The sequence below is a fragment of the Moorena sp. SIO4E2 genome (assembly GCF_010671945.1).
Lineage (GTDB): Bacteria > Cyanobacteriota > Cyanobacteriia > Cyanobacteriales > Coleofasciculaceae > Moorena > Moorena producens.
This window is the reverse complement of sequence record NZ_JAAHIE010000358.1, coordinates 1-7844: the sequence shown is the minus strand read 5'-3', so window position 1 is coordinate 7844 and position 7844 is coordinate 1. Positions and strand designations below refer to the sequence as shown.

6 protein-coding genes and 1 pseudogene are annotated in these 7844 nt (G+C 45.0%); 3 read left to right on the top strand and 4 right to left on the bottom strand.

Features of this window, described 5'->3' with window-relative positions; genetic code table 11:
* The 3 genes from F6K37_RS27085 to F6K37_RS27075 all read left to right on the top strand — a co-directional run.
* The coding region (locus tag F6K37_RS27085; RefSeq protein WP_287253465.1) for an iron uptake porin at positions 1-1479 on the top strand (1479 nt) is incomplete at its 5' end.
* A gap of 439 nt (positions 1480-1918) precedes the next feature.
* Entirely contained in the window at positions 1919-3625 is a 1707-nt protein-coding gene (locus F6K37_RS27080; protein ID WP_287253462.1) for an iron uptake porin, read from the top strand.
* A 257-nt stretch (positions 3626-3882) separates the two neighbouring features.
* Positions 3883-4473: a hypothetical protein gene (locus F6K37_RS27075; protein WP_008184755.1), complete on the top strand. Its 591-nt coding sequence runs from the start codon at positions 3883-3885 to the stop codon at positions 4471-4473.
* A gap of 329 nt (positions 4474-4802) precedes the next feature.
* Here F6K37_RS27075 and F6K37_RS27070 read toward each other — a convergent pair whose 3' ends face one another.
* The 4 genes and pseudogenes from F6K37_RS27070 to F6K37_RS45675 all read right to left on the bottom strand — a co-directional run.
* Positions 4803-5111, bottom strand: coding sequence for a hypothetical protein (locus F6K37_RS27070; protein WP_008184757.1), 309 nt, complete (start codon positions 5109-5111; stop codon positions 4803-4805).
* Between the two features lie 191 nt (positions 5112-5302).
* Positions 5303-6304: an MvdD family ATP-grasp ribosomal peptide maturase gene (locus F6K37_RS27065; RefSeq protein ID WP_008184760.1), complete on the bottom strand. Its 1002-nt coding sequence runs from the start codon at positions 6302-6304 to the stop codon at positions 5303-5305.
* Between the two features lie 517 nt (positions 6305-6821).
* Positions 6822-7748, bottom strand: a complete 927-nt coding sequence (locus F6K37_RS27060) for an MvdC family ATP-grasp ribosomal peptide maturase (protein ID WP_287253459.1) — start codon at positions 7746-7748, stop codon at positions 6822-6824.
* 8 nt (positions 7749-7756) lie between these two features.
* Positions 7757-7844, bottom strand: a pseudogene (locus tag F6K37_RS45675) (zinc ribbon domain-containing protein); the annotation flags it as partial.

Sequence of the window (7844 nt, the reverse complement as noted above, 5' to 3'; positions counted from 1 at the left end):
GACTGGGCTTATGAAGCTTTGCGCTCTCTGGTAGAACGGTATGGCTGTATTGCTGGTTATCCTAACCGCACATTCCGTGGAAACCGGGCAACTACCCGTTATGAGTTTGCGGCTGGTTTGAATGCTTGCTTGAACCAGATTGAGCGGTTAATTGCAGCTAGCACCGCTGATTTTATTACCCGGGAAGACTTGGAAACCCTGCAACGGCTGATTCAAGAGTTTGAAGCAGAATTGGCTACCCTAGGGGCACGGGTGGATAACCTAGAAGGTCGGGTGGCTTTCCTAGAAGACCATCAGTTCTCTACCACCACCAAACTCAAAGGGGAAGTTATCTTTACCTTTGCTGGTGCATTTGGGGAAGAAATAGCTGATGATGATGTCAGGGGAGATGATGACGATGGCAATGACGATGATCAGGAGGGCATTGATGAAAACATTACCTTAAGTAACCGGGTACGTCTGATTTTCGATACCAGCTTCACTGGTAAAGACCGGTTGAGAACTCGTTTGCAGGCAGGGAACTTTACTAAGCTCAGTGGTGATGTCACTGGTACCGACATGGCTCGCTTGGGTCATGATGCGGATGGTGGCAACGATGTGGAAATTACTAAGTTGTACTACCGTTTCCCCATTGGTACAAAATTCACGGCTTATGTGGGCACCGCTGACCTTGACATAGATGACATTTTTGACCCGACCAACCCCTGGCTGGAAAGCAGTGGCAGTGGTGCGTTATCTCGGTTTACCCGTCGTAACCCCGTAACCTATCGCGGACCAGAGGGAGCTGGTGGCGGTTTCACCTATAAATTTAGTGATGCCCTGAGTCTATCACTGCTTTATCTAGCTGACGGGGATGATGCTCCAAGTCCTGCTCAGAAAGATGGACTTTTCAATGGTGCCTATAGCGCTGGTGCTCAACTGGGTATTTCACCCATTGATAACTTGGAGATATCTTTGACCTACGTCCGTAGCTACCAGCCAGGAGGCGATGTCAACCTTTCCGGTAGCACTGGGAGTAGCCTTGCCAAGGAGCCCTTCGGCGAGGAGGTGGCTACCTCTGCCAATCGCTTTGGAGCACAAGCCAGTTTTCGCCTGACCTCACAAATTCACATCGGCGGTTGGTTTGGTTATATTGATGCGATCGCTGAAGATGATTTTATTCACGAGAATGGTGAGATTGTTGAAGAGGGTGACAATGCTGACATTTTCACTTGGGCAGCCAACCTGTCTTTCATTGATTTAGGCAAAGAGGGAGCTGTGTTCAGTATTGCCGGGGGTGTGCCACCTAGGGCTACCGAAATTGATGGTACCGAAGACGAAGATGATGATATTTCCTACCTGATTGAGGCACAGTACAAATTCCCGATTACCAAGAACATCCTGATTACTCCAGGAGCCTACGTGATTTTCAATCCTAATCACGATGATGGCAATGATACGATTTGGGTTGGAGCCATCCGTACCACCTTTAAGTTCTAGGGTTTTAATTCTAGTTAAAAATTCTAAGTAAAAATTATAGGTTTTGCTATCAGCTATCTGCTGTCAGTTATCAGCAGATAGCTGATTTGTTTAGTAGAAGTCATTTGTCAGAAGTCATTTGTCAGAAGTCATTTGTCAGAAGTCATTTGTCAGAAGTCAAACTCTTGCGCTTACAAAGGGTGTGAGACTTTTGTCATTTCCTATAAGTTCTAGGGTTTTAATTTTATTTAAAAATTCTAGAGTGCCCTGGGGACTACTATATCATAAGTGACTAAAATCGAGGATGAGTATCTTTCTCGAATAATCACACAATAAATGATATCCTAATCCAGAGTTGTCCTATAACTAACTAACGAATTTTCGTGGTTGTAGGAAAAAGATGCGGACTCAGTTGAGTCCAATAGTGTTGTCTACTAGGTGTGAGGTTGATTGAGAAAGGATGTCAACAAGTTTTTGGAATACTATCAAATATAGTCCCGCTTTGCTAGGGGCTTCATTACTGGTAGCTAACAACGCCTATGGTGCTCCCAAGCTTGAGGCATCTTCTACTGAAACCCTTCCGGCTCCACAACAGCTAACGGTTGCCCAGGCTAAGGGTGAGTCTAAGGGTGAGTCTAACTCAGAAATTCTACAACAAATCAATATCTACAACAGCAACAGTACTGATGTAGATGCCCTAGAGCAGGTGACCAGTGTTTCCCAACTGCGGGACGTATCTCCTGGTGACTGGGCTTATGAAGCTTTGCGCTCTCTGGTAGAACGGTATGGTTGTATTGCTGGTTATCCTAACCGCACATTCCGTGGAAATCGGGCAACTACTCGTTATGAGTTTGCGGCTGGTTTGAATGCTTGCTTGAACCAAATTGAGCGGTTAATTGCAGCTAGCACCGCTGACTTTATTACCAGGGAAGACCTGGAAACCCTGCAACGGCTGATTCAAGAATTTGAAGCAGAATTGGCTACCCTAGGGGCACGGGTGGATAACTTAGAAGGTCGGGTGGCTTTCCTAGAAGACCATCAGTTCTCTACCACCACCAAACTCCAAGGGGAGGTGATCTTTACCTTCGCTGGTGCCTTTGGGGAAGAACAAGCTGATGGTAGTGGAGATGACATTGATCAAAACATTACCTTAAGCAACCGGGTACGTTTGAACTTAAATACCAGCTTCACCGGGAAAGACCGGTTGAGAATTCGTTTGGAGGCAGGAAACTTTACTCAACTCAGTGATGTGACTGGTACCGACATGGCTCGCTTGGGTCATGATGCGGATAGTGGCAACGATGTGGAAATTCCTGACGTGTTCTACCGTTTCCCCATTGGTACAAAATTCACGGCTTATGTGGGAACATCTGGCCTTGCCTTGGATGACGTTTTTGACCCGACCAACCCGTTCCTGGAAAGCAGTGGCGTTGGTGCGTTATCCCGGTTTAATCGCCGCAACCCCGTAACCCATCGCGGACCAGAAGGAGCTGGTGGCGGTTTCACCTATCAATTTAGTGATGCCATCAATCTATCACTGCTTTATCTAGCTGATGATGGCGATGCTCCTAGTCCTGCTCAGGGAGATGGATTGTTCAATGGTGCCTATAGCGCTGGTGCTCAACTGGGTATTTCCCCGATTGATAACTTGGATTTATCTTTGACCTACGTCCGTAGCTACCAGCCAGGAGAAGATGTTAATCTTTCCGGTAGCACTGGTAGTGACCTAGCCAAGCGCCCCTTTGGCGAGACGGCTACCTCTGCTAATCGCTTAGGAGCACAAGCCAGTCTTCGCCTGACCGAACAAATTCACATCGGCGGTTGGTTTGGTTACATTGATGCGATCGCAGAAGATGATAATGGTGCGGTGTCTGAAGGTGACAATGCTGAAATCTTAACTTGGTCAGCTAACCTGTCTTTCGTGGATTTTGGCAAAGAGGGAGCTGTGCTGAGTTTTGCTGGAGGTGTGCCACCTAGGGCTACCGAAATTGATGGTAGTGATGAGGAAGATGATGATACTTCTTACCTAATTGAAGCACAGTACAAATTCCCCATCACCAACAACATCATGATTACTCCAGGAGCCTACGTGATTTTCAATCCTAATCACGATGATGACAATGATACGATTTGGGTTGGAGCGATTCGTACCACCTTTAGATTCTAGGGAAACATTCTAGGTGTTGCTATCAGCTATTAGCTGTCAGTTATCAGTAGATATTGTGTAGGGTGCGTTAGGGACCTGCTAGCCATCATTTTCACGGTCGTCAGGGTTGGGATAGCTTGTCCCGTAACGCACCACTAGCTCTAAAAGCCATGTTGCTTTAGTAACAAAAACCCTGACTTCTTTTCGAGGTCGGGGTTTTTCTGCTTCGGTATCAAAATGCTAAAATTTACCCAAGATTCAGGTAATAGGTGCTCTCTATGAATGTTATTAAAATAGGGTCATTTCTATCACTGGGCATTATATTCGCACTAACCGGCAATGGGGTTAATGCCCTGCCTGGTCAGAGAACTGATCAAGTTGCTGCATGGATTAACGGTCACCCCACTCTACGACCTGGTATTGGAGATGGATTACTAGTGCGCAAGAGTGATACGGCTGGGGAACGATTTACCTTTCAAGCCACGGTCTTGCCTCCTGGTACCATCTCTTATCCAAAAGACCGGAGTACAATTCGCAGTGAACGCATTGCTATCCATGACCAAGTTAATGGGGTAACCCTCGAACGCCTGGAGGAATCCCTGCGCACTGTCTATGGTCCAAAGATTTATCGAGATTACAATAGCGCTCAGTTTGTATATACCTATCCCTCTCGAGAAATCTTAGAGTTATCACGGCGACAAAACCTACCACTGTGGTCAGCTGAACAGGGTCAACTCTTGTTAGGAGAACAATACGGCTATTGGATAGAAATAACTCAAAATGATACCGGCAAGGCTTTCATTGGGCAACTTACGGTTTTCCTGAAAGAGGATTTAGGCAAACTAGAAACAGAATTACGGGCACGGTAGGTGAGTATTAATAAGAAGGGAGTCGGGAGTCGGGAATCGGAACCCACCCCTAACCCCTCCCAGGAGGGGAACGGGAATCGGGAATCGGGAGTTTGGGAAGCATTATTACTATAAGAACCCCATCTTATATATAATTATTTGGCATTTCTTGATTCAGCAACATCCGATCTTTACCTATAACCGCATCAAGCTTAGGGGCGCGAGCAACACCTGTAGGCAAAAAGCGAACTATTAGCGATCGCGTCCGCTAGAGCGCCCTAGTTAGTAAGATATGGGATTAAGAACGATCATTTTTTGCTTGAGATCCGGAAATAACCCAGTACAACGGTTTATTTATAACTAGAACTTTCTGAAGTTGGATTAAATAATTCCCACAATCCAACAAACCCGACAAAAAAAGTATAAATGCCATAATTTATAGGATTTTTATCACAACTGTTAGCTTTAAAAGCAGCGATTACACCTTCAATAAAATGGGAGATTAGAGCAATACTTCCTAGGCACAATGCAGCATAGAGGTTACTTGGTAGAGAGCCATGGGTTAACTGTAAATAAATATACCAAATTTCTAGACCTAAAGCGCAAGTAATTAAAATAGTAGATGTTATTTTAATTAGATAAAATAATTGATTTTTCATTATTAACTGTAACTAAAAGTAGCTATAGTCTGGAGATCGGGAAATCGGGAATTCCCATCTCCCCACACTTCCCTGTAAAAAAAATACCAATTAAAGTAAGGTGGGCAAAGTTCCATTATCTAAAATACTCAAAACAACCAAACTGCTTTTGCCCACCCTACAAGCTCTAGTGCTGCTAAAAAAAATTAGTACTAATAACGGCGTGGCACCAAGTTCAGCAAAACATCAGCAATAGCCTGGGAAATTGGTAAGCCAGGGCAAAGCTCAAGCCAGAAGAATTCTCCCACTGGATTCACCTCAAGAAATACATGGCGACCATCGGGAGTTAGAATAATATCAATCGCGCCATAGTTCAACCCAAAGTAATCCATTAGCTTCAGCAACTTTTCTTCCAGATCCTGGGGCAGCTGATAGGGCTGCCAAGCGTTTAGGGAATCAACGCCCCGTCGCCGCCAGTCATAACGAGCACCTGGAAACTGTTGAGAGTCTATCGAAGCAGTGAACACTTGCTTTCCGACAATTTTCGTTCGTAACTCTAGTGCCTTAGGCAGATGTTCCTGAAAGGTCATTGGACAGAACCTTAGTCCATCCAAGTTGTCCAAATCCTCCGGTTTGACCGGATTGGTAAACACTACCTGCTCCTGTCCCTGCTGATCATAGATGGCAAAGGATGAAAGCATCTTGGTGATTATACCTGACTCACATTCTTTGGCAAATTCCACCACTGCTGCGGGATTATTGGTGGTGAGGTTAAGAGGAGTATCTATCCCGAGTTCCCGTGCTACTTTTAGCTGTAACTGCTTATTTTTGGCTTGCTCAACCACAGGGACCCGATCCAAGTGGAAGCCATCGATACTGGCAATCATACCTTGGATAGTTACACGAGATTCTTGTACAGAGGCTTGCCGCATTTGCGGATCCATGGTGCTGGGAATTCTTGCCCCCATGGCAATGCGCCGATACCAAACTGCTGAGACCTCCTGCAAATCTAGCTTTTCTTCCTCAGACTTCAGGATTAGTCTTTCTGTATTCTTACCGTCTCTATTCTTACCGTAATAGACATCTAACTGGACTTCCGTGGGAAATCGGTCAGTATCAAACCGAAAGGCTTTCCCCCCTTTTTCTTCAATGGCTTTTACCACTAGGGGAATGCTTTGGTTGTCTTGGCTATGGGTAATAATTAAAACTGTCATTGTTAATAGGAATCGGGAATCGGGAATCGGGAATCGGGAATCGGGAGTAGGGAGTAGGGAGTAGGGAGTAGGGAGAATAAACTTGTTAAGTATCAATCAAAAAGTAAAAATAACAAATTATCAAAGTTAATTATTATGAATAATTAATACCCGAAAATCACAAAATATAGCAGAAGTCAGAAGTCAGAAGTCAGAAGTCAAACTCTTGCGCTTCTTGATGCAGTCGCTCATGGGGGAAACCCCCAAGACCGCGCTGCATCGCTTACTTAGGTTTGAGACTTTTGTCATGTCCTAACTGCTCTGGCGACTGCTATATTTGCATAAACACCTATTTTTTTTTAAAAAAATTTTATATAAAACATAAATAAATCATAGTTGATATTATTTTTTAATTTATCGGGTTGATTGCACTTATGCTGTACAGTTTTTATTAAAAAAATCATTAATAATGAGAGATATTATTGCCTTAAAAATATCTTTATTATTGCCTATTGCCTGTTGCCTGTTGCCTGTTGCCTTAATTGGCAACCTCAGACAACAAGGCATCTGCGATCGCATCAGAAATGGGGTAACCTAAATCTCGCTCTAGCATGCCCCATTCGCCAGTGGGGTTAACTTCTAGGAAGACATACTCACCGTCTGGGGTTACAATCATATCAATAGCGCCATAGGTTAGTCCCAACCTTGCCATCAAAGCATTCAGGCCATGGGCAACCTGACTGGGCAATTGATCAGGTTCCCAAGCACAGTCCTCTGGTTTAGCAGACCGCCAATCCATTGTTGTTGCAGAATACCGAGAAGCATCGAGAGCCCCTACAAATAGATTTCCCGCCACGAATGTTATTCGCAACTCCCGCTGTTTAGGAATCTCCTCTTGGAAGACCATGGGGCTATAGCGCAACATTTCTGCCTCTTGGAGGTCTTCTTCTTTGACAACGCTGGTATATAGGAAAAAAGAAGAGGCTTCCATACTATAGGAAAGAGGAGTAAGCAACTTAGCCACCATCTTTGCTCCAACCTCAGCAAAAAAACCCCGCATCCGATCTGGATTATTCGTGACCAGAGTGCGGGGAACGAGCAGACCAACTTCATTGGCAATTCTGAGTTGACGTGGTTTGTTTTCTGCCTCTCGGATTCGTTCTAACCTATCTACCCAACGAGCATGGTTGAGATGATCTAAGAAACCATTAATGGTTGCTAATGATTCCCTAACGCAAGCGTCTTGGAATTGGGGAGCTAAGTCTGGACTGACTCGTGGATGCCAGAGTCGGCGCATCCAAACCCCTTGCACGTCTTCGGTTTTAATCGACTGTCCACTATAGTCTAACTGGTAACTAAGCCCCTCGCTACTGATCCCGGCTGCTAGTTGCACCTTACTGGGAAATTGATCCGTATCGAAGCGAAAGGGTTTAGCCGATACTTTTTGGCTACTAAAGTCTACCAAAGCAGACCTTAGCTCACCAATGCAAGCTGATTACTCAGCCAGGGTGTATCTACCAAAGCTCTTAGGAATATCCCGCGAGCGCCATTGATGTCGCGT

Coding starts and splice junctions, on each gene's coding strand:
- F6K37_RS27080 (WP_287253462.1), top strand. CDS start 1,919: ATGTCAACAAGTTTTTGGAATACTATCAAATATAGTCCCGCTTTGCTA.
- F6K37_RS27070 (WP_008184757.1), bottom strand. CDS start 5,111: ATGAAAAATCAATTATTTTATCTAATTAAAATAACATCTACTATTTTA.
- F6K37_RS27075 (WP_008184755.1), top strand. CDS start 3,883: ATGAATGTTATTAAAATAGGGTCATTTCTATCACTGGGCATTATATTC.
- F6K37_RS27065 (WP_008184760.1), bottom strand. CDS start 6,304: ATGACAGTTTTAATTATTACCCATAGCCAAGACAACCAAAGCATTCCC.